This window comes from Agrobacterium sp. YIC 4121, from assembly GCF_002008205.1.
GTDB lineage: Bacteria > Pseudomonadota > Alphaproteobacteria > Rhizobiales > Rhizobiaceae > Agrobacterium > Agrobacterium leguminum.
Genome location: NZ_MRDI01000016.1, coordinates 221,878 through 248,265, shown reverse-complemented (window position 1 = coordinate 248,265; position 26,388 = coordinate 221,878). Strand labels below are relative to the sequence as shown.

The following is a 26,388-nucleotide window of genomic DNA, read 5'->3' as shown; positions in this document are numbered from 1 at the left end:
TTTCCTTGGCACACGCGCCTTACGTTCTTTTCCGGGATGACACGACCGGCACGGTGACAGCCTTCACCGAGCCGGAAGAGATCGTTGTCGTGGATGAACCGGCGTCGTTTTTTGCTGCGCTCAAGCGCATGGAAGAGCTGCGCCGGGCCGGGAAATACCTCGCCGGCTATATGTCCTACGAGGCGGGTTTCCTGTTCGAGCCGAAGCTCGCGCCTTTCGCGGACGAGCCTCGCAACGTGCCGTTTCTCAATTTCGGCGTCTTTTCCGGCCCGCAGCCGGATGAGGGGCGGTTTGCGCGGCCGGCAAATCTGCCGGATGCGGATGCGTTTCTGTCTGATCCCGTGCCGGCATGGACCCTTCAAGACTATTGCCAGCGTTTCGAGCGGCTGCACGGGCACCTGCGTCGCGGCGACTGTTACCAGGGCAATCTGACCATGTCGGTCCATGCCCGCTGGAGCGGCGATCCGCTGACGGCCTTCTGGTCGCTGATCGAGCGGCAGCCGGTGAAATATGGCGCGCTTGTCGATCTCGGCGGCCCGGTCATCCTGTCGCGCTCACCGGAACTGTTTTTCTCGGTCGACGGAGAAGGTTTCATCGAAACCCATCCGATGAAGGGAACGACGCCGCGCGGAGCCGATGTGGCAGAAGACCGGGCGATTATCGCCGCAATGCTGGCGGATGAAAAGACGCTCGCCGAAAACCGCATGATCGTCGATCTGCTGCGCAACGATATTTCCCGCATTACCGAAGTCGGCAGCCTTGATGTGCCGCGGCTGTTCGATATCGAGACTTATCCGACCGTGCACCAGATGGTGAGCCATGTGCGGGCGAAACTTCTGCCTGACGTGACGGTGGAAGATATTTTCGCTGCCCTGTTTCCCTGCGGCTCCGTTACCGGCGCGCCGAAAATGTGGGCGATGAAAATTCTGCGCGAGCTGGAAGCGACGCCGCGCGACGCCTATTGCGGCGCAATCGGCTTCATGTCTCCAAGTGGTGAGATGCGGTTCTCCGTGGCGATCCGCACGCTCAGCCTGTTTGATGACGGCCGCGCCGTCTTCAATGTCGGCGGCGGTATCGTGTTCGATTCCGTTGCCGAAGCGGAGTATGACGAGTGTCTGCTGAAATCGAAATTCGCGGTGGGGGACAGGTTGCTTCGGAGTTAGTCGCCTCCCTCATTCCTGTGCTTGTCACAGGAATCCAGCCAGCCCAAGTCCTTGGGCTGAAAAGACTCCTCCCGCCGCACGGACGTGCGTCGACTGGATTCATGTGACAAGCACAGGAATGAGGGAGGTTGGAGGAAGCTCCGAGGTAGGCAGCCAAATGTGTGCCCTTAGGAAAGCCGGCTACGGTTTTCGCTACCAAACGTCCTCAGCGCCCGATCACCTCAAACACCCCATTCTCTACCAGCACTTCCTTTGCCGCCGCATGGCTCAGAAAGCCCGCTGGGCTGGCACTGGCGCCATAGGCGCCTGATTGCAGGATGGCGAGGAGATCGCCGGCCTTGAGCTTCGGCAGCGCCGCATTGCGGGCAAGCGTATCGAGCGGCGTGCAGAGCGGGCCGACGATGGTTGCCGTCTCTTCATGCTCCGCCAGCATCATGGCCGGTGCGACGATGGGATAGTTGCGCTTGACGATCTGGCCGAGATTGCCGGAAGCGGCCAGGTGATGGTGCATGCCGCCATCCATCACCACAAAGGTGGTGCCGCGCGAGGTCTTTACCGAGTTCACCTCCGCCACATAGACGCCGCCGGGACCGGCGAGGAAACGGCCGGGTTCGACGATGACATGGGCGTCGGTTATCAGCGGATGCGCCTTCAGGAGCGCCTTGAGATCGGCAATGGCGGCGCTCACTTTTTCAAGATCGAGCGGCGTTTCGCCTGCGAAATAGGGAATGCCGAGACCGCCGCCGAGATCGATGGTTTCGAGCGGCCTGCCGAGCATCTCGGCCATGCGCGCGGCAAGGGAAATGCCGTGTCGCCACTGGGAGACAAGCATGTCGGCATCGAGGATCTGCGTGCCGCCGTAAATATGGACGCCGACGAGATCGATATATCGGGCGTCCTTGAAGAGCGGCAGGACATTTTCCAGCTCCTCCTCGTCGAAACCGAAGGCGGTGGCCTTGCCGCCCATGCGCATCGCGCCGGCCTGTGCATCCGGCACCGGATTGATGCGGATCGAGGCTTTGACCGGCTTGCCGACTGCCTCGATGCGGTCGATTTCCTCGGCGCTTTCGATGTGAATTTCGCCGATGCCGCCCTCGATCACTTCGCGCAGCTCGGCCATGCCTTTGCCGGGGCCGGCAAAGATGATGTTTTGCGCTGCGACACCGGCCTTAATGGCGGCGCGGTATTCGCCGACGGAAGCGATTTCCGCACCCGCACCTTCCTGCCGGAAAAGCGAGACGATGGCGGGCAGGGGATTGGCTTTCACCGAATAATAGATATCGGCAAAACCGCCGAGCGCGGTTTCGAGATCGCGATAGGCGCGGCGTATGGCGGCGGCGTCATAGAGGAAGCAAGGCGTTCCGGTCCCGGCGACAATATCGCGCACGGGAAGTCCGCCGATCATCAGATCGTTCTCGCTTGTGTCGAACAACGCGGCTGCAAAAGCCGGGCCGTGGCTCTGGGGCTTATCCGTTGGCGCCATTGTCCGTCCGTTCGCGCACCAGCGCGCGGTAATCCACCTTGCCATTGGCCGTGACCGGCAGCCGTTCCACCAGTTCTATGGCGCGCGGGATCATGAAGGGGGCGAGCATTTCGGCGGCCTTCTTCAGAGCCGCCGTTACATCGATATTCTGGTTGGCGGCAGTCGCCACGGCATGGACTTTCTCGCCCGCAAAGGGGTCCGGCAGGCCGATGACGGCGACCTGCTGGAAAAGGCCTGTCGACATCAGGCTTTCCTCAACCTCGGTCGGGCTGATGCGATAGCCCGACGATTTGATCATCGCATCGTTGCGGGCGACGAAGCTGAAGAAACCATCCTCGTCCTCCACCGCCAGATCGCCGGAATAACACACGGTCTCGCCGCCCATTGCCGCCGGAATGAAGGGGTGCGGGCGCAGCACCTTTGCCGTATCTTCCGGCCGGTTCCAGTAACCCAGCGAGACGGTCGGGCCGCGATGCACGAGAATGCCGTGCTCACCGGGCTTTGCCCTTTGTCCCTCGGCGGTGACGATGAAGATTTCGCATTCGGGAATGGCCTTGCCGATGGAGGTCGGGCGGCGGTCGATTTCATCGGGCGGCAGGAAGGTGGAGCGGAAGGCTTCCGTGAGGCCATACATCAGGTAGATTTTCGTATCCGGCAGCTTCTCGCGCAGCGCTTTTACGGTTTCCTGCGGCACGCGTCCGCCGGAATTGGTGATGTAACGCAGATGCGGCAGAGGCGTCTTTGTGAGCGACGGGGCCGCTTTCGTCAGGATCGCCCAGATCGTCGGCACGCCGGCGAGACCGGTGATGGCATGGTCGCGCAGATTACGGACGATCTCATCGCCCAGCCGGAAGGTGGAGATGATCGTGGCCGCACCCTGTTCAACCGCCGTCAGCAACTGGTTCAGGCCATAATCGAAGCTGAAGGGCAGGAGGGAGAGAATGCGGTCGCTACCGGTGATGTCCAGATAGGTGCGCACGATGCGCGCGCCGGCCAGAAGATTGCGGTGAGACAGCATCACGCCCTTGGGCGAGCCGGTGGAGCCGGAGGTATAAAGAATGGCGGCCAGGTCTTCGCCGATTGCCGCTGAAGGCCGGGCGAGTGTCTCGGCGGGGGCCTCTATCTCTTCCGCCAGCAGGACCGTGACCTCGGGAAGGTCTTCCAGTGCCGCTTTCAGCTCATCCATCATCGCGGCGTCGCTGATGACGATTTTTGCGCCGCAATCCTTAACGATATGGCGGATCTGCTGCGCCTTCAGCAATGCGTTCACCGGCACGAAGACGCCGGACGCCATGCTCACGCCAAAGATCGACCAGCATTCCTGAATGCCGCGCGGCAGATAGATGACGACGCGGTCTCCGCGTTGCGCTCCGGCTTCCTGCAATGCCGCCGCGCAACGGGCCGCCGCTGCGGCAAATTCGCGATAATTCAGCGATCGGTCCCTGTGGACGAGGGCCTGATCGTCGCTCGCCGCGCGGGCGGTAAGCAGGTGGTGCAGCAGGAAATGGGACGTCATCTCCTCCGTTCCCTGAGGACGAAGGCGATGAGATCGGCCGGCGTGCCGAGATTGTCGGGCGTGAAATGTTCGTCATCGAGAATGATGCCGAAACTTTCACCGAGGAAGATCATCAGTTCCAGAAAGCCGAGCGAATCGATTACGCCGCCTTCGAGAAGCTGCGTATCGGCGGCAAAGGGGGCATAGGCGGGAAAACGGTTGGAGAGGTAGGAATAGATGGTATCGGCAACGTCGATTTCACTCTTTTTCGCTGCAAGCATGCTCGTTCTCCGATTTCCCGCGTCTTTCCCAATGACCTGCCCGGAACGGCGCTTTTTCTGTAAAGGCCAAGATTCCGTCAAGTCGCGCACGATTCACTAAAATACCTACGGTGGCAATAACACCAACTCTGAGTATGCTTCGTTAATAAATCGTGGGTTCCATGCGCCTTTTACTTGTATCGGTGCAGATTTATGTGCGGCAAGCCCGCCAGCCTTTCGCTCTGCGCCCATTGCCGCCATGGTCAGCGCAAGCCGGCCATGGCCAAGAAGGTGGCGGGCGATTGTGGATATGTGCCTTTGCGCGACCTGCCGGTCTTCGCAATGGATGAGGCGCGCGGATGGCAATCTTTTGGTCGTGGTTTTCAGGAAGACCAGAGGGTAATGGCGGTTCTCCGCCTCCATCACGGCCACGATGCAGCCGAGACGGGCATGATCTTCCAGCAGGTCGCGCATTTCGGCGGAGAGTATTTCCGGTTTTATCTCTCCTGGCGCCCGCAGCCGTGCGCTTGCCGGGCGAAGCGCTGCAAAGGGCAGCGGATAAAAAAGCGTGCAATCGGTTACCGTCGCAAAGCCCAGCCTCTCATTCAGCTTGCAGGCTTCGGGAGAGGGCGTGAGATCGGTAAAGATTTCGTCCTCATTGGAGGACGCCATCTGCAACATGCGCGGGGCGAACCAGCGGCAGGAAGGCTCCACATACCAGCTGGACAGGTTGACGACGATCCTGCCGGTCTCCGGCAGACGGCTTTTGATCGTCAGCAGAACGCCTGCGGCATCGTCGCCCTTCATCAGCAATTGCCCGATAGGGCCGAGTTCGCGCCGCTCGTGATGTTCGCTGACGAGCGACAACCCGCGCGACCAGAAGGCCTCGCTTTTTTCCGGGAAGCCTTTCGCCAGAAGAGCGACGGCGGCGACGCGGTTTCCGTTGTCGATCGGTACGATTTTCAGGGTCGCTCTCCGCAGATCTGGCGTCGTTCTGGGCGGGGAGGGATTTTCAACTCCACCGCGTAGTATCGGCTTACGACGATAGATTTACCGTCCCGTTAATCGCAATGGCTGCAGCGGGTTGGAGGCGATCACATTTCTATGAATGGCGGGCGCGCGCGGTTACGCGCGTCCGCCTCTGTCTTATCCAATCAATAAACCACGACGCCGCGAATGCTTTCGCCCTTGTGCATCAGGTCGAAGCCCTTGTTGATGTCTTCGAGCGGCATGGTGTGGGTGATCATCGGGTCAATCTGGATCTTGCCTTCCATGTACCAGTCGACGATCTTCGGCACATCCGTGCGGCCGCGCGCGCCACCGAAGGCGGTGCCCATCCAGTTGCGGCCGGTGACGAGCTGGAACGGACGCGTGGAGATTTCCTGGCCGGCACCGGCAACGCCGATGATGACCGACTTGCCCCAGCCGCGATGCGAGGCTTCCAGCGCCTGGCGCATGACTTTGGTATTGCCGGTGCAATCGAATGTGTAATCGGCGCCGCCGATCAGGTCGCCATTGCGCTTCGTCATGTTGACGAGGTACGGCACGATATCGTCGCCGACTTCCTTCGGGTTTACGAAGTGGGTCATGCCGAACTTCTCGCCCCAGGCCTTGCGGTCGGGGTTGATGTCCACGCCGATGATCATGTCCGCGCCGGCAAGGCGCAGGCCCTGCAGCACGTTGAGGCCGATGCCGCCGAGACCGAAGACAATCGCCGTGGAGCCGATCTCGACCTTGGCGGTGTTGATGACCGCACCGATGCCGGTCGTCACGCCGCAGCCGATGTAGCAGACCTTGTCGAAGGGCGCGTCGGGATTGATCTTGGCAAGCGCGATCTCCGGCAGAACCGTATAGTTTGAGAAGGTCGAGCAGCCCATATAATGATGGATCTTGTCCTTGCCGATGGAGAAGCGCGACGTGCCGTCCGGCATCACGCCCTGACCCTGGGTGGCGCGGATGGAGGTGCACAGATTGGTCTTGCGCGAGGTGCAGGAATAGCATTCGCGGCATTCCGGCGTGTAGAGCGGAATGACATGGTCGCCCTTCTTGACCGAGGTGACGCCCGGTCCGACATCGACGACGACGCCCGCGCCCTCATGGCCGAGAATGGCCGGGAACAGGCCCTCCGGATCGGCACCCGACAGGGTGAAATCGTCTGTATGGCAGATGCCGGTCGCCTTGACCTCAACCAGCACTTCGCCGGCGCGCGGGCCTTCGAGTTGAACGGTCATGACCTCAAGCGGCTTTCCGGCCTGAATGGCAACTGCGGCGCGAACGTCCATATCTTATCTCCTGGCATTGTCTTGTGATTGAACAGGGCTGTTTTGCCCGAGCTTGGCTTGAGGGACAAGGGGCGAGCCCAAGTTTGTGTTTTCGGAAGAAACCGTGAAGGCAAACCCCGCACTGCCGTTACGTGGTTATACGATTTTATTGTCGAGACCTAATTTACTAATAAATAAACTAAGCATATGAATTTGCTTCATATTTTTAGGTTCCGATTGAGTTTTGATTTACGGTTTGCGTGTTAATTGACCCCTGTATTTCAGGGGTCAGGCGAAGTTGCTCGAAAAGCAGCGCCGCCGGCGACCAACGAGCAATTTTCGAGCGACCGGCGCGAGCCGGACATTTTTTAGCGTCGCAGAAAGCAAGGCCTGTCGCTTTTCACAGCGCGCCTTTCCCATGGCGATGAGCGACATGAAACGGTGTTTTGATGACGAGCAGGCGGATTAAAAAAGCGGCATGGAAACGGAGCCTGTTTTCATCGCTCCTCAGGGACCGCGCGGGTACCTTCGCCATCATGACCGCGCTGCTGCTGCCGGTCTTTATCATTTTGCTGGGGCTGCTTTTTGAGGGTGGCAGGGCGCTGGCCTATTACAACCAGTCAAAGCGGGTCATGGCCATGGCATGCGAAAGAGCCACCAAGCCGACACGTACCTACACGTTGCTTGACACTGTCCGGCGCGACAATGTGACCGCGGCCTTCGATGCGATGATTCAATCCACGAAGCAGAAGGTCCTCTCGCGCGACGTGCAAGTGAAATGGACTGAGACAAAAATCAATGCCGAGTTCAGTTACGGGCTGATTTTCTCGGAGATGTTCAATCTCGAGAAGCTGAAATATCGCCTTGCATACTCTTGCGAGGGCATCCCGCCCTATCCCGAGGATGATGCGGTCATCATTGACAATATGTTCGAGAGCAACGCTCTCGGCGTCGAGCGGGTTCTGAAAAACGGCGTCACCAAGGAAACCCCCGGCGGTTGCTGGGGTGTCTATCCCTATTCGGAGATCGGATGGGATGGCGGGACCGGCCCCGGCGTCGAGTTGCAGGATTGGAGCAGCCCCTGCTGCCGCCGCAATCACAACTGGCAGGGCTATCCGGCGGGAATGCAGAGCAAGAAACTCAACGAGGCCCCTACCGCCAACGACAAAGCCTGTACTTTGAAGGAGGTCGATAAGGCAAAGACCACCGACAAAATCGAAATCGACAAGGATCCGGGCACCGAGCTCTCATTGCCAACCCGTTATGTCATGGAGCTCGATAGTGACTGGGGGCCGCCTGCGCCCGGCAAGAAAAAAAATATCGAAGCCAATAGCTCGATCTACAAGGATGTCGAGCTTCATCCCGGAATATATAAGATCATGGTTTGGTATAATGGGCGCCGGGCCGTCGAGGACGTTGAGAAAACAAACGGAATCAAGATCTCGCTCCAACAGCTCCTTCCTGACCTGAAACCCCAGCAGCGGGTGTGGGAGTTGACCCAGGATAAAAACAGTATTGCCTGGACGCCGAGGGATTACAGTTTCAGGGTCAAGGCCTACTCGATCTATCGGGTGACGATTGAGGCAACCGGCCTGAGCGACAGCTTTGGTGGCATCATCACCGGTTTCCAGCTCATCTACGTGGATCGAATGGAAGAGGGCTGAGATGAAGTCCTTACTTTCCCCGCGTCGGGATAAAAGCCGTGGTGGCCCGCGCAGATGCCGGGTCGCGCATGCCAAATGTTATCGGCTGCTCGGCGACCGAAAGGCAGCAACGGCGGTGGAGACGGCTCTGCTGTTGCCGCTGTTTTTTGCGCTGATTTTCGGGACGCTCGAAATCGGCCTGCTGATGCTCTATTATCTTTATCTCTCGTTCGCATCGAATGCGGGTATCGAATATCTCCGCAAGGCGGCGTCGGACGGTAAACCGGCGACCGAGATTGCGTTGCGCAAGGCAATCGCCTCCAATTTCATTGGAGGGACTGACGAAACCACTCTCAAGATCGCCCTCTTGCCGATTCCCGACGACGATATTGCCGAAGCCAAAGTGCCCATACCGATCGTGAACGATTTTCGCCCACCCGCCGATACCGCCGGGCAGTACATTCTGGCCATCGGTTACAACTGGAATTTTTTGATGCCGACGACGCGTTTCCTCGTGCCGGACACGGGCGGCATTCATCAGTTGCGCAACATTTCCCTGGCGATCACTGCCGTGCGGGTGACGGAATGAAAAAGACGACATGGTTTTTGCGTCTTGCTGGTTTCGGGCGTTGCCGTTCTGGCGCTGCGGCGGTGGAAATGGGGCTTTTGGCGCCGCTGCTCGTCCTTATGCTTGCAGTGATCATTGAGGTCGGGCGGGGTTGGCTGAGCTATGACCGGTTCATGACGATAGTCGACAATTCAGCGCGCTGGGCGGCAAGATTCCCCGAATTCGAGGAACGGGTGCGCACGGGGGTTCCGAGCTTCGTCGTCCTTTCCGGCAGCGGCATTCTCCAGACGGGCAAACTCGACCTGACGCTGAGAAGCGTCAAACTGGTGGACAAAGTCGCCCGGCTGCAGTTTCCCGCCCACAATTTTCTGGGATCTGCCGAAGATGTGCCTTGGGAGAAAACCGTGATCGCCAACGGTTTCGTCGCTCAGGACGCTATCATTGTTGTCTCTGGGCGGTACAGCTATCGGCCTCTGATCGCTGCGGTGGCCGATATCACGCTCAAATTCGAATATGTTGCGGCCGTCAACCCGTTCTTTTCCCAGCGATATCCTTACCGGAGCGGCAAATCGGATTTCGCAAAGTGGAACCTCAAGCGCTCGCCATTCAAACCGAACTGATCGGCCTCAGACAGCCTCTGTCGCGACCTGGCTTTCGCCGAGCCACGTCGCACAATCCCGCAATGCCCGCGCTGCAATGAGCTGGCGTTTCATGATCGTCTTGTCCTTGCCGCGAAAACGCTTCACGCCCTCCGGCTTGACGATCGAGCCCGGCTCCAGTTCCGGGAAAAGGCCGAAATTGATGTTCATCGGCTGGAAGGAGCGTTTGCCCGGCTCATCATCGGAAGAGAGGTGGCCGCCGGTGATGTGGTTGAGGAGCGAGCCGAGCGCGGTGGTGGCCGGCGGCAGGCTTGGGCTCTCACCCTTTTGCTCGGCGGCGGCGAAGCGTCCGGCGAGAAGGCCGACGGAGGCACTTTCCACATAACCTTCGCAGCCGGTGATCTGGCCGGCGAAACGCAGGTCCGGCCGCGATTTCAGCTTCAGCGAGCGGTCGAGCAGGATCGGGGAATCGATATAGGTGTTGCGGTGCAGGCCGCCGAGGCGGGCGAACTCCGCATTTTCGAGGCCCGGTATCATGCGGAATACATCCGCCTGAACGCCGTATTTCAGCTTGGTCTGGAAACCGACCATGTTGTAGAGCGTGCCGAGCGCATTGTCCTGTCGCAGCTGCACGACGGCATAGGCCTTGACCGTGGGGTTATGGGCGTTGGTCAGTCCCATCGGCTTCATCGGGCCATGGCGCAGCGTTTCGCGGCCGCGCTCGGCCATGATCTCGATAGGCAGGCAGCCGTCGAAATAGGGCGTGCCTTCCCATTCCTTGAAACCCACCGTGTCGCCGGCAATCAGCGCGTCGATGAAGGCGTTGTACTGCTCCTCGTTCAGCGGGCAGTTGATGTAATCCTTGCCGGTGCCGCCGGGGCCGACCTTGTCGTAACGCGACTGGTACCAGCAGATATCCATATTGATGCTGTCGCGGTGGACGATGGGGGCGATAGCGTCGAAGAAGGCGAGCGCATCCTCACCCGTCTCGGCCTGGATGGCGGCTGCGAGATCCGGCGAGGTCAGCGGGCCGGTGGCGATGATCGAGTTGCCCCATTCCTTCGGCGGCAGACCGTTCACCTCTTCGCGCACGATCGTCACCAGTGGGTGACTTTCCAGCTCTTTCGTTACGGCCTCGGAGAACCCGTCGCGATCGACGGCGAGCGCGCCGCCGGCCGGCACCTGGTGCCTGTCGGCGCAGGCCATGATCAGAGAACCGGCAAGCCGCATTTCGGCATGGATGACACCAACCGCATTGGCCGTCGCATCGTCGGAGCGGAAGGAGTTGGAACAGACCAGTTCCGCCAGCGTATCGCCCTTATGCGCGTCCGTCCCGCGCACGCCGCGCATTTCATGCAGGATGACGGGCACACCGCTTTGCGCGATCTGCCACGCGGCTTCCGAACCGGCCAGTCCGCCGCCCACGACGTGAATGGGAGAAGTGGTCTTGTCTTGCATGCTGGCGTCCATGTGCCTCCGCGGGGCAAAGGCTCCCGTCCGGCGGCTGTCTTTCGAGTGATTATTCCGCGCGGGTCCCGAAGGACGCGGCATTGTTTGCGGATGCACTAGCATGCATGGCCGGGGCAGCCAAATGTTTTTGAGGATGGGGATGTGAGAGAGGATGTGGTCTTTATGCTCGCGAGCCGCCCGAACGTAACGAGCGATCTCGTTTCCGTCCTGGATGTGTAATTTGCTGTGATGGTTGGCAGCATTTTGGTAGTGGACCATCTTCCTCCGTCATTCCGGCCTTGAGCCGGAATCCAGCCAGCCCAGGTCTTTGGGCTGAAAGGACTCTTCCCACGGCGCAGACGCGCCGTGACTGGATGCCGGATCAAGTCCGGCACGACGGGAGAGGAGCGTAGCGAACCAGCCACCGACAAGAAAGGGGGGCGGTGCCGCATGGCATGGTTCGCCGGGCCGATGTTCGTCAATCGCCGACTGGCGAGAATTTCCAGTAGATCCTGCCAGAATCAAAAACGGCGCCAGAGGCGCCGCTTTTTTACCTGTCGCTCAATCGTCGCGCCCTGGAGGTCGGGCAGCGGGACGATCGTTTACGCCTTAGCGGAACGAACGGGCTGCTACGTTACGGATGTCGTAACGGGTCAGGCCGATGTCGCTCAGAGCCTGGTTGGAAAGGCTGCCAAGTTCGTTGATCGTGCGGCGGTAGGAGATCCAGTTCTTTGCGATGCGGATGGGGTTCATGGTCGTTTCCTCAATCTATCTCTGTTGATTTCGTCTGCCGGCTCAGCGTTTCTCTGTGCTCTCGGCTGTTGAGGTTTATATATAGACATTGAGCCATGTTGTGCAGTGCAGAATTTAGGCTACTGCCATGCATTTGTGCACTATGTCGGCTAAATTTGCGGCTTTGAATATCATCTGAGCAAAATATGAGCGGAAATGCCTGTGTTTCAGGCGGTTTTGACAGGTTTGGCAGCCTTTGGCGGCGCTAAAGGCGCTTTTCGGTGTAAAAAGGCGCGTCGGGAGGGGGCTCTGACGCTATCCGGGCGCTGCGCAGATGATCGGCCATCGATGCATTTTTCATCTGCCGACCCCGCGAGCGGCTGTGGCAATGCCGCTTCGACCCGGAGAACCGCCCAAAACGAAAAAAGGCCGGAGGCGGGAGCCTCAGGCCTTTTTGGGTAGGTCGTCTCGCATCCGCCGCAAGAAGCGGCGGTGCTTATAATCAGAAGCCGACGGCGGTCTTGGCGACGCGGCGGATGTCCTGACGGCCAATGCCGAGGTCACTCAGTTCGCGGTCGGTCATGCGGCCGAGTTCGGTTACGGTCTGACGATACTTGCGCCAGTTGGTGAGCGAGCGTGCAATGTTCATTTTCATCTTCCTCTTCGTGCTGTTCAGTCTCTGCGGCCAGTCTTGGGAGGCTTTGGTCCGGGGCTGAACTCGATCTCTGTATGACCATGAATATAATCGGTTTAATCAAAACAAAAACAGACAAAGCAAGATGTCACCTATGCACGCATTGCAATGCAAGCCGATGAAACAGGCCGATTGCGGCGATTCATGCATAATTTGTGACCAATTTGTGTGCTTTTGGTGGTCGCCTGGGTCTTCGGCAGTGCGAAGGCGTGAGGGATGACCGTATAAGTGGCGGGGCAGGTTGCGGAAGCCCATCAATTGCTGGTCTGGAGCAGGGGCCGGCAATGCGGTAACCGGGCTGCGGCGCGCGCTATATATAATGTCAATGTAGCCGCATAAATATTGCCTGTTTTCTCCGCCCGCCTGCATGCGATGCGCCGGGCCATGTGGATTGGGAAGGCGATGGGAGGCGGATGCGGCGCGGCTTGCCGTTTCCGCCCAGAATCGCCCCTGTCCGGCTGTTGCGCCCTGTTCCCCGGCGCGGGTGGCGAATAAGCGGAGAGCGCGGCCGCCTCCTGCCACTGGCGCGGGGGATGAGAAAAGTCCGGAGGAAACGAAAGGCGGCGATAAGGCGTGCTTGACCCTTTCTGAACATTGTGACATACCGCCGCCCAACGTGCGGGTATGGCGGAATTGGTAGACGCATTGGTTTTAGGTACCAACGCTTCGGCGTGGGAGTTCGAGTCTCTCTACCCGCACCACAAGCAAGGCATGGCTGCGCCACGCTTGCGCCAGAGTGCATCTTTATAAGATGCGGGGAGCTTCGGGGTTCATTTCTCCCCTTTGGTCTTTTTTCCGGTGCAGGCTAAACGGCGTCCGGCAGGGGCTTGTGTAAAGAAATAAGGGAAGCCACGGCCGGGCAACGATGTTTCCGGCGCAGTGCTCGAAAGTAAACCAACGGCTGTCTGAGCACCGCCGCCATGATGTGAAGGTTAGGAAAATGCAGGTTATCGAAACGCTCGCTGAAGGGCTGAAGCGCGAACTCAAGGTCGTTATTCCGGCTGCCGACATGAAGGCCCGTCTGGACGAGCGCCTGGTTGACGCCAAGGACAAGGTTCGCATCAACGGTTTCCGTCCCGGCAAGGTGCCGATGGGCCACCTGAAGAAGATGTACGGCAAGTCCATCATGGCCGACCTCGTCAACGAGCTGGTTCGTGAAAAGCCGACCGAAATCCTTTCCAGCCGCGGCGAAAAGTCTGCGACGCAGCCGGCCATCTCCATGACCGAAGACGAGCAGGAGGCCGAAAAGATCCTGTCGGCTGAATCCGATTTCGAATTCACCGTTGCCTACGAAATCATTCCGGCCATCGAACTGAAGGCCAATGACGGCATCAAGGTTACCCGCGAAGTTGTTGAAGTCTCCGAAGACGAAATCAACGAGCAGATCCTCAAGATCGCCGAAAGCGCCCGCACCTACGAGCCCAAGAAGGGCAAGGCCGCCGATGGCGACCGCGTCACCATGAACTATCTCGGCAAGGTTGACGGCGTTGCCTTCGACGGCGGCGCGGCCGAAGATGCCGAACTGGTTCTCGGTTCGGGCCGCTTCATCCCCGGCTTCGAAGACCAGCTGGTCGGCGTCAAGGCTGGCGATGAAAAGACCATCACCGTAACCTTCCCGGCCGACTACCCGGCTGCGAACCTTGCCGGCAAGGAAGCCAACTTCGACATCACCGTCAAGGAAGTTGCTGCTGCCGCTGCTGTTGAAATCAACGACGAACTGGCCACCAAGCTCGGTCTCGAATCGGCTGAAAAGCTGAAGGAAATCGTCAAGGGCCAGATCGAAAGCCAGTACGGCAACATCACCCGCCAGAAGGTCAAGCGTCAGATTCTCGACCAGCTGGACGAAATGTACAAGTTCGACACGCCGGCTGGCCTCGTCGACGCCGAGTTCGACAACATCTGGCGCCAGATCAACACCGATCTCGCTCAGTCCGGCAAGACCTTCGCTGACGAAGACACAACTGAAGAAGAAGCCCGCGAAGAATATCGCAAGCTGGCTGAACGCCGCGTCCGTCTCGGCCTCGTTCTCTCCGAAATCGGCGAAAAGGCCGGCGTTGAAGTGACCGAAGAAGAAATGCAGCGTGCGCTGTTCCAGCAGCTGCAGCAGTTCCCGGGCCAGCAGAAGGAAATCCTCGATTTCTTCCGCAACACCCCCGGCGCTTCCGCTTCGCTGCGCGCTCCGATCTTCGAAGAAAAGGTTATCGACAAGCTGCTCTCCGAAATCTCGGTAACGGACAAGACCGTTTCCAAGGAAGAGCTTCTGGCTGACGACGCCGAAGAAGCAACGGAAACCAAGAAGAAGGCCCCGGCCAAGAAAAAGGCCGCTGCCAAGGCTGACGACGCCGCTGAAGGCGAAGAAGCCGCTCCGAAGAAGAAGGCTCCGGCCAAGAAGAAGGCCGCTGAAGGCGACGCCGAATAATCTTCTTCAGTGCAAGCTGATTGAATGGAAGGCCGTGGCGAAAGCTGCGGCCTTTTTGTTTTGGGCGTCCGGTTTCTGGGCGGTCGCGCGGGCTTCCCTACCGTCGTTTCGATCACAATGCAGTGCAGCATGATTTTTTGCTGCATCTGCTCTTGTTCATCTCCCGTTCATCTGGCACCCTGCGCAGCATGATTTGCCCCGGCCGCTGCATGCGGTCGTTCGGGCATTGTGTGCCGCTCTTGTGCGGCCTTATCGCTGCCAAACCATTGGCCTTAAGCTTTTACCGTGCCTGCCGGGTTCTCCCGGTGCGCCCTTAATTTGCAAGGGGACAAGATATGTCGCCACAAGCGGGTTTTACCCTTCTATTGTCTTTTTTCACCGCCGCTGGCACCGCGGCACACGCCGATGAGGCCGGGCTGATCTGGAAGCCGGTCAAGAATTCCGACCGTTCCTATACGGCGCGCATCGGTGCGAAACTGCCGGTCGATACGCCCATTCGCGCGGGGCTGGAAATGGGCATGAGCGCTTCCAAAACGGGGCAGGTGGTGGATACGCCGGTGCGGGTATGGGGTAATGTCACGCTGCTGGCCGAACAGTTGCCAGGCGTTTCACTTGCCCGTGATGTCGGTGTCATCTTCAATGCGCTGACGGGATCGAGCAGCGTTTCCGTGACCTCGCAGCAGAAGCGCATCGTTACGCCGGAGCTGGATATCGAGGCGAACCGCAATTTCACCGTGCGTTATGACGGCACGGCGCAGCAATGGAACGGGCTGGATGTGTCGCAGTCGCTGCGCCTTTCCCGCTCCGAGACCGGCACGGCCTTTGTGCTGACGGGGGCGAGCCGTAACAGTTTCAACGAGTTCAGCAGCGGCGTGGCGGTGGAGCAGAAACTGGGCGATCACCTGACTGTGCGGGGGACGCTCGATCAGGGTTATGCGGATCATTTCCGGCCGGGGGTGAGTGCGCGGTATAGTATTCGGTGGTGAGGGGGCTGGCTGTCTGTATACGGTTAGTTCGCAGGTGAGAAAGTCTCTTTAGGGGCGAAAACCTTTCCTCCGTCATGCCGGGCTTGACCCGGCATCCAGTCACGGCGAGTCTGCGCCGTGAAAGAGTCTTTCGCTATCAAAGACTTGATCGCGCTGGATCCCGGCTCAAGGCCGGGATGACGGGGTGGGGATGCTATGCTTTCTCAAAAGGCCGAATACGGTAACTCCGCCGTCTCAAAAGCCGCCCCCGGTGCAACCTCAATCCTTCTTGATCTCACCCATGCGGTTCCACGCATCGAGTCCCGCAATCTTGTAGGCCTCGGCAAGCGTCGGATAGTTGAACGTATTCTCGACGAAATATTCCACGGTGCCCTTCAGGTTCAGCACCGCCTGGCCGATATGCACCAGTTCGGTCGCACCTTCGCCGACGATGTGGACGCCGAGTAGGCGGCGGGTTTTGAGCGAGAAGATCATCTTCAACAGGCCGCTGTCGAGGCCCATGATGTGGCCGCGCGAGGTTTCGCGGAAATGGGCGATGCCGCATTCATAGGGAATGCCGCGTTCGATGACTTCTTCTTCCGTCAGGCCGCAGGTGGAAATTTCCGGTACGGCATAGATGCCGTAAGGGAAGAATTGCGGCGGTTCGCCGGCCGGTGCGCCGACGGCGTGGCGGGCGGCGATGCGGCCCTGTTCCATGGAGGTGGAGGCAAGGCTCGGGAAACCGATGATGTCGCCGGCGGCATAGATGTTCGGCACCGAGGTCTGGAAGGTTTCGGGATCGACCTTCAGGCGGCCGCGGCTATCGGCCTCCAGCCCACAGGCCGAAAGATTGAGTGTATCGGTGGCGCCGACACGGCCGGCGGCGAAGAGGACGGTCTCCGCCTTCAGGACGCGGCCATTGCCGAGCGAGACGAGGCATTTGCCGCTTTCGTCGCGCTCCACCTTTTCCGCCTTCTGGCCGAAGATCAGCTTCATGTTGCGGTCGCGCAGCTGATAGGTGAAGTCCTCGACGATTTCCTTGTCGATGAATTCCAGCATGGTTTCGCGCGGCTCCACCACCGTCACCTGCGTATCGAGCGCGCTGAAAATGGTGGCATATTCGATGCCGATGACGCCGGCGCCGACGACGACCATGGAGCGCGGCAGTTCCTTGATCTCGAGAATCTCGTCCGAATCTAGCACCGCTTCGCCATCGAAGGGAATATGCGGCGGCCGATAGGGGCGGGTGCCGATGGTCAGCAGGATGGAGGTGCCCGTCACGGTCATGATCTCGCCGTCGCTCTTCACCACCTTCATGGTGTTGGCGTCGATGAAGCTCGCGGTGCCGCGAATGTGCTGCACGCGGTTGCGGGCAAACTGGTGTTCCAGCACTTCCACTTCGTGATCCAGCGTGATGAGCAGGCGGCGGCGCAGGTCTTCGGCATCGATCTCCTGCTTGACGCGATAGGCGCGGCCGTAAAAACCGCGCTCGCGCCAGCCGGTGAGATTGAGCGCCGTCTCGCGCAGGGTCTTCGATGGAATGGTGCCGGTGTGCACGGAAACGCCGCCGACGCGGCTGCCCTTCTCGATGACCAGAACCCTCTTTTCGAGCTTGGCGGCCTGAATGGCGGCCCGTCTTCCCGCCGGACCGCTGCCGACAACAATCAGATCGAACTGGTGCATGAAAAACCCCGGAACAGAATTATTGCGATGACCGGATGTCGCATCCGGCATGGCGTCGCTGCGAAATGGTCATGATGCCATTTTGACGATGGGGAGTGATTCCCCCCTTCAGCCTTGCCCGCAAGAGTGCAATGCAACAAACGCCTGCGTCAATCTGTAGCGTAAGAATCTGACGGATTCGTAACTGGGGGTGGGGTTTCAGGAGGTTGTGCGATTTCTGGAGGGCGGAGGTGCGTGTGGCTTACCCCCCTCTGCCCTGCCGGGCATCTCCCCCTCAAGGGGGGAGATCGGCAGGAGGCGCGACCACCAGTTCATTCGCAAATGTAGAGATGGGCGAAACCTGCCCGCGAGTCGATCTCCCCCCTTGAGGGGGAGATGCCCGGCAGGGCAGAGGGGGGTAAGCGGCGTCAGTCTTCCTTCCGGGTGACATGGCGGTGAAGTGCCGCAAGGTCCTGACGGAGCGCGGCCAGTTCGGCCAGCACCTTCACATCGATCTTTTCATGCAGGGAAAGAACCTCAAGCTCGGCCTTCAGGTTCACCTCGTAGTCCTTGGCGGCCTCGAAACGGTCGCGGGCGGCCTGGCGGTTCTGCGACATCATGATGATCGGCGCCTGAATGGCCGCCAGCATGGAAAGCAGCAGGTTGAGGAAGATGAAGGGGTAGGGATCGAAAGCGCCGGTCGTCAGGATGATGGTGTTGATGACAGCCCAGAAGATCAGGAAAAAGCAGAAACCGAGGATAAAACCCCAGGAACCGCCGACCTTGGCGATATTGTCGGCCAGCCTGTCGCCGAAACTCGCGCCAGCGGAAAATTCCGCATTGGTGTCGCGCGAAATCAGTTTCTTCTGGTGCGACAGTTCCAGAATGCGCCGCTCCACTTCGCCGATTTCGCGAGAGGAACGCTTGAAATGCGAAACGATATAGTCGGAGATATCTGACACGGTGTGTCTCCGGTTCTGATGGGGCGATGCGGATGTTCCCGAGATAAACCCGCATGGCGGCGGAATTCAAACGATTTCCACCGCCATGCGGTTCAGGCGTCCCCGCCGAAAAACATCAGACCGATGGCGCGCCTTCGTGCAGCCAGTTGAAACCGGGGAAGAAGCGCTCGCGGCCATATTGCTGGCCGAACATCATGTCGAATTGCAGCAGGCGGTAATCGCGCACCACGTCGGGAACGGCGTTCGGGGCAATTGACCAGTCGGGCAGGGCCTTGCCGTCGGTTGCCACAAGCATATGCCGGTCGATGACGGAAAAGGCCTGCTGCACGTCGCCCAGCGTGCCGGTGTAGAAAGGATCGGAGAAGCCCGCCGTCTTCAGCACGTGATAGGGCAAAAGCGCCGGGCTGATGGTGCCGATATTCTTGCGCACGCCCTGCTTTGAGGACCAGACGACGAGCGGCGTCTCGTGTTCCTTCTTCATCACCTCCAGCGGCGCGCGGCGGCTGGCTACCATGCCCGGCATATAGCCGCTTTCCACGAAGGTCTGGCCGAGCGGCGGCAGATGGTCGCCGAACAGGACGACGATGGTTTCCCGGTCACGCTTCTTCGCCCAGCGCATGAGTTTCAGCAGCGCTTCATCGGCTTCCGCCACCCCTTGCGAATAGGTGGCGAGCGCCTGCGAGGCCGAGGCGGAGAGATCGCCTTCGACGCCGATGGTGTTCTCGGCGTAACGGGTCGCCTCGTAGGGACCATGTCCCTGAAGGGTGACGGCGAAGAGGAAGAGCGGGTTCTGCGCTTTTTCGGCCGTCGCCATGATCTCGTCCATCAGCGCATCGTCGGAGGCGAAGTTGCCGCGTTTTTCCATGGCCGGCAGCGTCTCTTCGGAGCGGAATTCCTCGAAGCCGAAATTCCTGTAGACCTGCTCGCGGTTCCAGAACCATTCCTGGAAGGGGTGCATGGCGATGGCGGAATAACCTTCGCCACGGAAGAAGCTGGCGAGCGAGGGCACCGGGCGGCGGATATATTGCTGATAGGGAATGCTGCCATAGGGCAGGAAGGCGTTGGAAAAGCCGGTCAGTGCCTCGAATTCCACATTCGCCGTCATGCCGCCGAACTCGGGGGAAAAGACATTGCCGGACTGTTTGGCGCGGATCGTCGGCATGGGATCGGCGGAGAGGTTCACATTTTCCAGCCGCGTCGGATCCCACAGCGATTCGCTCATCAGCATGATGACATCGGGGTAATCGCCCTTGTTGGCGGCGAAGGCGGCGGGCTCGGAAGTCAGGTCGGCAATGGTGTTTTCGCCGTAACCCTGCGGCGCCGAGACATTGGCCATCGGAATATTGAAGGCAAAGGCCATCAGGAAGCCGTTATGGCGGTAATTTTCCTGCTGATCCCACATCATTGGAATGATGTTGAGGCGATCGCGCACCCAGGAATAATGCGAATAGTCCATAAGCGAGGCGAGACCCGCAAGAAGCGGCAGCGCCATCGCGAGACCGGCGGCGCGTTCGCGCAAGCTCAAGCCCGGTGAGTGGCGGCGCGCCAGCAGCCAGAGGCCCGTAAGTGCCGCAATCGTGGCGCAGATGCCGAGGGCGACGAGGGCTGCCGTCATCGGCTGGGCCTTCAGCATGGTCGGCAGAAGCTCAAGAATCTGTCGGCCGAACAGCAGGTCGGAGGGATAAAGCGGATCGGAAAGATAGGTCTGTTTCTGTGCCGAAATCAGCCCCGTCAGCGCGCAGAGCGGCGCAAGCGCGATCAGCGAGAGGTAACGCCTGCCAAGAAGTGCATCCAACGCCACGAGAAGGGCGAGCACGGCGGCAATGGTGGTCATGCCGGGGCGGGCGGAGGAGGTGAGGAAAGCGCCGACATCGGTGAGCGAACCGCGGGCGATCCACTCCAGCGCCACGACCAGCACGACGGACGCGACCGTCAGATTGGCAAGCGGATAGGCGATGCCCGAAAGCTTGGAAAGGCTCCTTGTCCATGCAGGCGAAAAGACGAAACCAGCCTTTTCGGAAGCCGTTGTTTTTGGCGCCGAATCTCTCAAACTCATACTCCGGTATTGCAGGCGGCACGGCCGATCCCGGGAGGTGAATCGGGTGTCGCAAAAGTGTCATGTAACTGTCACATAAGCGCGATGAACGCGACATGAACTTTGAAGAGTCTGGCCGGTGCGGCGATAACCTTAGCGTGAACGCGCGCGGACGAAGCCTAACGGGCGTCGCCATGCAATTGCCGCGTTGCGGAGCGGGCACGGGCGCGGTATTGAAAAGCCATGAGCGACAGACACGATATAGAGAACCATCTCCGGATTGCCGTCGGGCAGTTCAATCCCACCGTTGGCGACGTGGCGGGCAATCTCGCCAAGGCGCGCGAGGCAAGGGCCGATGCGGCGACGCAGGGCGCCGATCTTCTGCTTCTGACCGAGCTGTTCATATCGGGCTATCCGCCGGAAGATCTGGTGCTGAAGCCGGCTTTCCTGAAAGCATGCCTGAAAGCCGTGGAAGAGCTGGCGGCGGAAACCGCCGATGGCGGGCCGGGCATCGTCATCGGTTTTCCGCGACAGGGTGAGACGGGCCGGCACAATTCCGTGGCGCTTCTGGATGGCGGCAAGATCATCGCGCTGCGCGACAAGATCGACCTGCCGAATTACGGCGAATTCGACGAGAAGCGTGTTTTCTCCGAAGGGTCGATTTCCGGTCCCTATAATTTCCGTGGAGTCAGGATCGGTATTCCGATCTGCGAGGAAATCTGGAACGATATGGGTGTCTGCGAAACGCTCGCCGAAAGCGGGGCGGAAATCCTGCTGGTGCCGAACGGTTCGCCCTATTATCGCGGCAAGCTGGATGTGCGCCATCAGGTGGCGCTGCGGCAGGTTATCGAAAGCGGCCTGCCGCTCGTCTTCGCCAACCAGCTGGGCGGGCAGGATGAGCTGGTGTTCGACGGCGCGAGCTTCGGCTTTAATGCCGATAAGACGCTCGCTTTCCAGATGAGCCAGTTCGAAGCCACACTTGCCGTTACCGACTGGAAACGCACGGCAGACGGCTGGCATTGCGACAGCGGACCTTTCTCGAAGATTCCCGAAGGCGAGGAGGCGGATTACCGCGCCTGCATGCTGGGCTTCCGCGATTACGTCAACAAGAACGGCTTCAAGAGCGTGGTTCTCGGCCTTTCCGGCGGCATCGATTCGGCGATCTGTGCCGCCCTTGCCGTCGATGCGCTGGGCGAGGAGCGGGTGCGCTGCATCATGCTGCCTTACCGTTATACTTCGGAAGAATCGCTGAAGGATGCGGCCGATTGCGCCAAGGCGCTGGGCTGCCGTTACGACATCGTGCCGATCGTCGAGCCGGTGGAAGGATTCCTCTCGGCGCTTTCCGATCTCTTCGAAGGCACGGAAGAGGGCATTACCGAGGAAAACCTGCAGAGCCGCACGCGTGGCACGATTTTGATGGCCGTCTCGAACAAGTTCGGCTCCATGGTGGTGACGACGGGCAACAAGTCGGAAATGTCGGTGGGTTATGCCACGCTCTACGGCGACATGAATGGCGGTTTCAACCCCATCAAGGACCTCTACAAGATGCAGGTCTATGCCATTTCCAGCTGGCGCAACGCCCATGTGCCGCCGGGCGCGCTCGGCCCTTCCGGCGAAGTGATCCCGGCCAATATCATTTCCAAGGCCCCGTCGGCCGAATTGCGCCCCAACCAGACCGACCAGGATTCGCTGCCGCCCTATCCGGTGCTGGACGATATTCTGGAATGCCTCGTCGAGAAGGAAATGTCGGTCGAGGAAATTCTGGCGCGTGGCCATGATGTGGCGACCGTGCACCGGGTGGAGCATCTGCTCTATCTCGCCGAATATAAGCGCCGGCAATCGGCCCCGGGCGTGAAGATCACCAAGAAGAACTTTGGGCGTGACCGGCGTTATCCGATCACCAACCGGTTCCGGGATAGGTGATTGAAGGAAGGCGCGGGTAGCGGATGTTTTGCCCGGCGTTGCTGCTCGTTTCTTCTCCCGGGGAGAAGGTGGCCCGAAGGGTCGGATGAGGGGGCAACGTTGCCGTAACTCACTACCCTTGCCCCCTCATCTCGCTGCCGCGGACTTCTCCCCGGCGGGGAGAAGAAACAAGGGGCATGCGCTCGTTCCACAACATTAAACAAGCGGCGCGGAGAAAACCCCGCGCCGTTCACTTGTCTTAAATAGCCTGCCCCACATCGATGCGGTTGCCATCCGGGTCCTCAAACACAAAGGCGCGCAGGCCGTAATCCTTGTCTTGCAGGCCCTTGATGATGCGCAAGCCCTGGCTCTTGCAAAGTGCGTGAAGCGCATCGACATCGCTCACCATCATATGCGCCACGTTGAAGGGCGCTGCCTTATGTGTGGGCTGCAATGTCAGGTGCAGTTCGGCATTGCCCTGTTTGAGAATCATGAAACCGACAGGGTTGCCGTTTTCGAAGGTCTTTTCGAAGCCCAGCACGCCAACGTAAAAATCATGGGCCTTTTCGATGTTTTTGACAGGAAGCATTGCGGCGATCCGGCCGAAGCGGATGCCGTGATCGGCGATGGTATTCATCGCGGAACCTCGGATCTGGGAGAAACGGCAAGGGTCACGGACGGTGCCGGAGCGCTGGCGTTTTTTCCGGTTTGAATTTGCAGGACGGTGCCTGCCGCCCTAGGATCATAATCGAGGCGATGGTGGATGCAAACGGAATGTCTGCATTGCCGGGCGCTTTGAACGACACACGGACACGCCCGGGAGGCAGAATGCGCAGCTCCATCGAAATCTTCAACATCCGCACCCGGCAGATGCGGGTGGTGTGGCAGACGCCTGATCTCTTCGAAGCGCCGAACTGGTCGCCGGATGGAAAATATCTGCTGCTGAACAGCGAAGGTCTGCTTTACCGCCTGTCTCTTGCCGGTGATATCGCGCCGGAGAAGGTCGATACCGGCTTTGCCACGCTCTGCAACAATGATCACGGTATTTCGCCGGATGGATCGCTCTACGCCATTTCCGATAAGGTGGAATTTGGCAAGAGCGCCATCTACCTCATGCCCTCGGTGGGCGGTGCGCCGCGGCTGATAACGAAAAATCTTCCCTCCTACTGGCATGGCTGGTCGCCGGATGGGAAAGGTTTTGCCTATTGCGGCATTCGCGATCAGGTCTTCGATATCTATTCGATGGATATAACAAGCGGCGTCGAGACGCGGCTGACCCATGGCGAGGGCCGCAATGACGGGCCGGATTATTCGCCTGACGGCGAGTGGATCTATTTCAATTCCAGCCGCACCGGGCGAATGCAGATCTGGCGCGTGCGGGTGGATGGCTCCGCCGTCGAGCGCATTACCGACAGTCCCTATGGCGACTGGTTTCCGCACCCGTCTCCCAAGGGAGACAAGGTGGTGTTCATTTCCTATGACGGCGACGTTTTCGACCATCCGCGCGATCTCGATGTGCGGGTGCGGCTGATGGATATGGATGGCGGCAATGTCGAGACGCTGTTCGAACTTTTCGGCGGGCAGGGGACGATGAACTCGCCCAACTGGTCACCGGATGGGGACGAGTTCGCTTATGTCAGGTATTTCCCGGTGGAATGATGGGGGTGAGGCAGGCCACATTGCCGCACCACCGGCAGGATGCTTGCATTCGCAAACTTTTTTGCCCATAGCTTGCCTGTCAGGTGCCTGCCCTTGCGGCGGGAGAATCGGGAATCCGGTGAAAGACCGGAACGTGCCCAGCGCTGTGAGGCGGACGTTCTTTTTTTAAAGCCACTGAAGCAATTCGGGAAGGCGAAAAGGGCGGATGAAGCCTAGTCAGAAGACCGGCCTGACGGGATAGACCGAACCGCGCGGACGGCGGCAGGTTATTGTCGAGGCGGGGTGCGCATTTGCGCCCGGCCTTTGCATTGTTGGGGATAAGCGATGCCAGCCGATTCGTCCGTAAACAATCCGCCCGGCGCCAGTTCGTTCGATCATGCGCTCTCGCCCGCCCGCCCGTTTTCCTGTGAGGAACGCGAGGCGATTTACCGCGCCATCGAGACCCGTCGCGACGTGCGCGACCAGTTCCTGCCGGACCCGCTGCCGGACGATCTGGTGGAGCGTCTTTTGAAGGCGGCTCATTCCGCACCCTCGGTCGGTTTCATGCAGCCGTGGAATTTCACCCTCATCACCGATGGCGCGATCCGTCAGGCGGCCTTCGTGGCCTTCAGCCGCGCCAATGAGGAGGCGGCGGCGATGTTTACGGGCGAGCAACAGGCGCTTTATCGCAGTCTCAAGCTTGAAGGCATCCGCAAGGCGCCGCTCAGCATCTGCGTCACCTGCGATCCGACGCGTGGCGGCAAGGTGGTGCTGGGCCGCACCCATAATCCGCGCACGGATGTCTATTCCACCGTCTGCGCCATCCAGAATCTCTGGCTCGCGGCGCGCGCCGAAGGCATCGGTGTCGGCTGGGTGAGCATTTTCCACGATAGCGACATTCGCACCATTCTCGATATTCCCGGCCATATCGAAATCGTCGCCTGGCTTTGCCTCGGCCGTGTCGATGCGCTCTATAACGAGCCGGAACTGGCGGTGAAGGGCTGGCGACAGCGCGTGCCGCTGGAGGAACTGGTGTTTCGTAACCGCTGGGGCGGGATGTAGAAGCGTAGGCCTGTGAACAAGGCGGGGCCTTGCCGTGTGTTTCTTCTCCCCGCCGGGAAGAAAGTGGCCCGAAAGGTCGGATGAGAGGGCAAGCTCTCCGAATATCGCTGACGCCGCACTCTCATCGCGCTGCCGCGGACTTCTCCCCGTTGGGGAGAAGAAGCAAGGGGCGCGCGCTCGCTCCGCGATGTATGTCACTGCTGCGGCTGTATACCCTTCAATGCCGGGTTCTTCAGGTCGATCCGGCCTGTCTGGTCGGGCAGGAATTTCGGGCCTATGACGCGGACGCGGCTGTCGTTGGGGTCATAGTCGCGTTCGGGAACGGGCTGTTCCGGCGGCTTGGCGGCCTGTCGCTGTTCGGTGGGTTTCTCAGCCTTGTCACCTTGCGGTGATGGAATGGTGGTGATGCCGGAATAGGGTTTTTCGGGCTGCGGCCGGGCGGCCTCTTCCTGCTTTTGCATTTCCTTGTGATAGGCGGCCATGTTGCAGGCGCAGCCCGGCGCTTTTGCCGTGGCGTTCCTGTAGGCGAAGGCGGTTGGCAGGTCCCTGTAGGGCTTGCCTGTTTCCGCAGACACCATGTCGGCGGTTTCCTGATCCGTCATGGAATGGAAATAAAGCTCCGTCTCGGTGCCCGGACACATTTTCTCGCACTGCTCCGCCTGGGCGCGAAAATCAAGCGGCGAGGCATTGGACGCGATGGGGAAAAACGAGCCGTCGCAGGTGCGCACGCAGAGTGTGCGAAGCCCACCCTCGGCGGCAGCGTTGGGGTAGGGCGAAAGCCCCGCCTGTCCCGGCTCATCGTCGTTCTGCGGGCCATTCTGCCGAAAAGCGTCGGGATAACGCGTCACATCCGGAGGCGGAGGCAATTGTGTTTCCGTTTGTGGCATGGTGTTGCAGCCATTGGCATCGAGGGCGGCGAGAATGCGCTGCCGCCTGATGTCGCCGTCGTTGTCACGCGCGGCCGCCATGGCGTCGTCGCGGTCACGGATGATGGCGTCGCGCTCGCTTTCCGCTTCCGCCAGCGCATCGCCGATCTCGGCGCAGATACCGGCATTGGGATTGCCATAGACGATGACGCTGCCGGATGAGCAGCCGTAGCCGCGCAGGTCGTTCCTGATCTTGCGGATGACGATGTTCTGGCGGGCGAGCGCATTGGCATAACGCCGCACCTCGGCCGTATTGCCGATGACGCGGGGCGGTTCGCGCAATTGCGCATAAAGCGTATCGCAGACCTGATCCGCGAAGGCGGCGGCCGGGGCGAGGAAAACAAGGGGAAGCAGGAGGCCGATGATGCGGCTGCGGCGGGTCAATTGTTCGATCCGTTCGATGTCCCCGGCTGGTGGCAGGGGCGTTATACTTCACGACATCCGTGTTTCGGGAAGATAACATAAGCTGT

At 59.9% G+C, this 26,388-nt stretch carries 22 protein-coding genes, 1 tRNA gene and 1 riboswitch; of the genes, 10 read left to right on the top strand and 13 right to left on the bottom strand.

Annotated features, from left to right (window positions below; translation table 11 throughout):
- The first annotated feature begins 5 nt into the window (after positions 1-5).
- Positions 6-1,163, top strand: a complete 1,158-nt coding sequence (locus tag BTE54_RS15755) for an aminodeoxychorismate synthase component I (protein ID WP_078053064.1) — start codon at positions 6-8, stop codon at positions 1,161-1,163.
- Between the two features lie 205 nt (positions 1,164-1,368).
- Here BTE54_RS15755 and BTE54_RS15745 read toward each other — a convergent pair whose 3' ends face one another.
- The 5 genes from BTE54_RS15745 to BTE54_RS15725 form a co-directional block, all read right to left on the bottom strand.
- Complete coding sequence (locus tag BTE54_RS15745) at positions 1,369-2,646, bottom strand: type III PLP-dependent enzyme (RefSeq protein ID WP_198939160.1); 1,278 nt, start codon at positions 2,644-2,646, stop codon at positions 1,369-1,371.
- Positions 2,630-4,162 (bottom strand): AMP-binding protein, encoded by a 1,533-nt coding sequence (locus BTE54_RS15740; RefSeq protein ID WP_078053063.1) that lies wholly within the window; start codon positions 4,160-4,162, stop codon positions 2,630-2,632. Before BTE54_RS15740 ends, BTE54_RS15745 begins: the two co-directional genes overlap by 17 nt.
- Positions 4,159-4,422 (bottom strand): acyl carrier protein, encoded by a 264-nt coding sequence (locus BTE54_RS15735; RefSeq protein ID WP_078053062.1) that lies wholly within the window; start codon positions 4,420-4,422, stop codon positions 4,159-4,161. Before BTE54_RS15735 ends, BTE54_RS15740 begins: the two co-directional genes overlap by 4 nt.
- Positions 4,423-4,527: 105 nt before the next feature.
- Entirely contained in the window at positions 4,528-5,268 is a 741-nt protein-coding gene (locus tag BTE54_RS15730) for a hypothetical protein (RefSeq protein WP_198939159.1), read from the bottom strand.
- A 287-nt stretch (positions 5,269-5,555) separates the two neighbouring features.
- Positions 5,556-6,683, bottom strand: coding sequence for an S-(hydroxymethyl)glutathione dehydrogenase/class III alcohol dehydrogenase (locus BTE54_RS15725; protein ID WP_003525152.1), 1,128 nt, complete (start codon positions 6,681-6,683; stop codon positions 5,556-5,558).
- A gap of 428 nt (positions 6,684-7,111) precedes the next feature.
- Between BTE54_RS15725 and BTE54_RS15720 the strand changes: the two genes are divergently transcribed.
- Genes BTE54_RS15720 through BTE54_RS15710 form a run of 3 tightly spaced genes read left to right on the top strand, consistent with a single transcriptional unit; the run spans position 7,112 to position 9,493 of the window.
- Positions 7,112-8,326 carry a TadE/TadG family type IV pilus assembly protein gene (locus BTE54_RS15720; RefSeq protein ID WP_078053060.1) on the top strand — a complete coding sequence of 405 codons (1,215 nt, stop codon included), beginning with the start codon at positions 7,112-7,114 and terminating at the stop codon, positions 8,324-8,326.
- A gap of 1 nt (position 8,327) precedes the next feature.
- Positions 8,328-8,894 carry a TadE/TadG family type IV pilus assembly protein gene (locus BTE54_RS15715; RefSeq protein ID WP_078053059.1) on the top strand — a complete coding sequence of 189 codons (567 nt, stop codon included), beginning with the start codon at positions 8,328-8,330 and terminating at the stop codon, positions 8,892-8,894.
- Positions 8,891-9,493: a TadE/TadG family type IV pilus assembly protein gene (locus tag BTE54_RS15710; RefSeq protein WP_078053058.1), complete on the top strand. Its 603-nt coding sequence runs from the start codon at positions 8,891-8,893 to the stop codon at positions 9,491-9,493. Before BTE54_RS15715 ends, BTE54_RS15710 begins: the two co-directional genes overlap by 4 nt.
- A gap of 6 nt (positions 9,494-9,499) precedes the next feature.
- On the opposite strand, the gene trmFO is transcribed toward BTE54_RS15710, so the two are convergent.
- The 3 genes from trmFO to BTE54_RS15695 all read right to left on the bottom strand — a co-directional run bounded on the left by trmFO (position 9,500) and on the right by BTE54_RS15695 (position 12,302).
- Complete coding sequence (trmFO, locus tag BTE54_RS15705) at positions 9,500-10,942, bottom strand: methylenetetrahydrofolate--tRNA-(uracil(54)-C(5))-methyltransferase (FADH(2)-oxidizing) TrmFO (RefSeq protein ID WP_198939158.1); 1,443 nt, start codon at positions 10,940-10,942, stop codon at positions 9,500-9,502.
- Between the two features lie 588 nt (positions 10,943-11,530).
- A complete protein-coding gene (locus tag BTE54_RS15700) occupies positions 11,531-11,674 on the bottom strand; it encodes a DUF1127 domain-containing protein (RefSeq protein WP_003495735.1) in 144 nt (47 codons plus the stop codon).
- A gap of 481 nt (positions 11,675-12,155) precedes the next feature.
- Entirely contained in the window at positions 12,156-12,302 is a 147-nt protein-coding gene (locus BTE54_RS15695) for a DUF1127 domain-containing protein (protein ID WP_004433052.1), read from the bottom strand.
- A gap of 663 nt (positions 12,303-12,965) precedes the next feature.
- Here BTE54_RS15695 and BTE54_RS15690 point away from each other — a divergent pair.
- From BTE54_RS15690 to BTE54_RS15680, 3 genes are all read left to right on the top strand, one after another.
- Positions 12,966-13,048, top strand: a tRNA-Leu gene (locus BTE54_RS15690).
- Positions 13,049-13,287: 239 nt separating this feature from the next.
- Positions 13,288-14,766 (top strand): trigger factor, encoded by a 1,479-nt coding sequence (tig, locus tag BTE54_RS15685; RefSeq protein WP_078053057.1) that lies wholly within the window; start codon positions 13,288-13,290, stop codon positions 14,764-14,766.
- 335 nt (positions 14,767-15,101) lie between these two features.
- Entirely contained in the window at positions 15,102-15,752 is a 651-nt protein-coding gene (locus tag BTE54_RS15680; protein ID WP_078053056.1) for a hypothetical protein, read from the top strand.
- A gap of 258 nt (positions 15,753-16,010) precedes the next feature.
- On the opposite strand, the gene sthA is transcribed toward BTE54_RS15680, so the two are convergent.
- The 3 genes from sthA to BTE54_RS15660 form a co-directional block, all read right to left on the bottom strand.
- Positions 16,011-17,414 (bottom strand): Si-specific NAD(P)(+) transhydrogenase, encoded by a 1,404-nt coding sequence (sthA, locus tag BTE54_RS15675; RefSeq protein WP_004433043.1) that lies wholly within the window; start codon positions 17,412-17,414, stop codon positions 16,011-16,013.
- A 407-nt stretch (positions 17,415-17,821) separates the two neighbouring features.
- A complete protein-coding gene (locus BTE54_RS15665) occupies positions 17,822-18,355 on the bottom strand; it encodes a DUF1003 domain-containing protein (RefSeq protein WP_078053054.1) in 534 nt (177 codons plus the stop codon).
- 115 nt (positions 18,356-18,470) lie between these two features.
- Positions 18,471-20,411 (bottom strand): LTA synthase family protein, encoded by a 1,941-nt coding sequence (locus tag BTE54_RS15660; protein WP_198939157.1) that lies wholly within the window; start codon positions 20,409-20,411, stop codon positions 18,471-18,473.
- 222 nt (positions 20,412-20,633) lie between these two features.
- Here BTE54_RS15660 and BTE54_RS15655 point away from each other — a divergent pair, with 222 nt between their 5' ends.
- Positions 20,634-22,313, top strand: a complete 1,680-nt coding sequence (locus tag BTE54_RS15655; protein WP_065656130.1) for an NAD+ synthase — start codon at positions 20,634-20,636, stop codon at positions 22,311-22,313.
- Positions 22,314-22,551: 238 nt separating this feature from the next.
- Here BTE54_RS15655 and BTE54_RS15650 read toward each other — a convergent pair whose 3' ends face one another.
- Entirely contained in the window at positions 22,552-22,929 is a 378-nt protein-coding gene (locus BTE54_RS15650; protein ID WP_078053053.1) for a glyoxalase superfamily protein, read from the bottom strand.
- 191 nt (positions 22,930-23,120) lie between these two features.
- Between BTE54_RS15650 and BTE54_RS15645 the strand changes: the two genes are divergently transcribed.
- Positions 23,121-23,951, top strand: a complete 831-nt coding sequence (locus tag BTE54_RS15645; RefSeq protein ID WP_078053052.1) for a TolB family protein — start codon at positions 23,121-23,123, stop codon at positions 23,949-23,951.
- Positions 23,952-24,015: 64 nt separating this feature from the next.
- A riboswitch (cobalamin riboswitch) is annotated at positions 24,016-24,199 on the top strand.
- Positions 24,200-24,275: 76 nt separating this feature from the next.
- Complete coding sequence (gene bluB / locus BTE54_RS15640; RefSeq protein ID WP_078053051.1) at positions 24,276-24,992, top strand: 5,6-dimethylbenzimidazole synthase; 717 nt, start codon at positions 24,276-24,278, stop codon at positions 24,990-24,992.
- A gap of 194 nt (positions 24,993-25,186) precedes the next feature.
- Here bluB and BTE54_RS15635 read toward each other — a convergent pair whose 3' ends face one another.
- Positions 25,187-26,302, bottom strand: coding sequence for a DUF2865 domain-containing protein (locus tag BTE54_RS15635; RefSeq protein ID WP_198939156.1), 1,116 nt, complete (start codon positions 26,300-26,302; stop codon positions 25,187-25,189).
- Between the last annotated feature and the right edge of the window lie 86 nt (positions 26,303-26,388).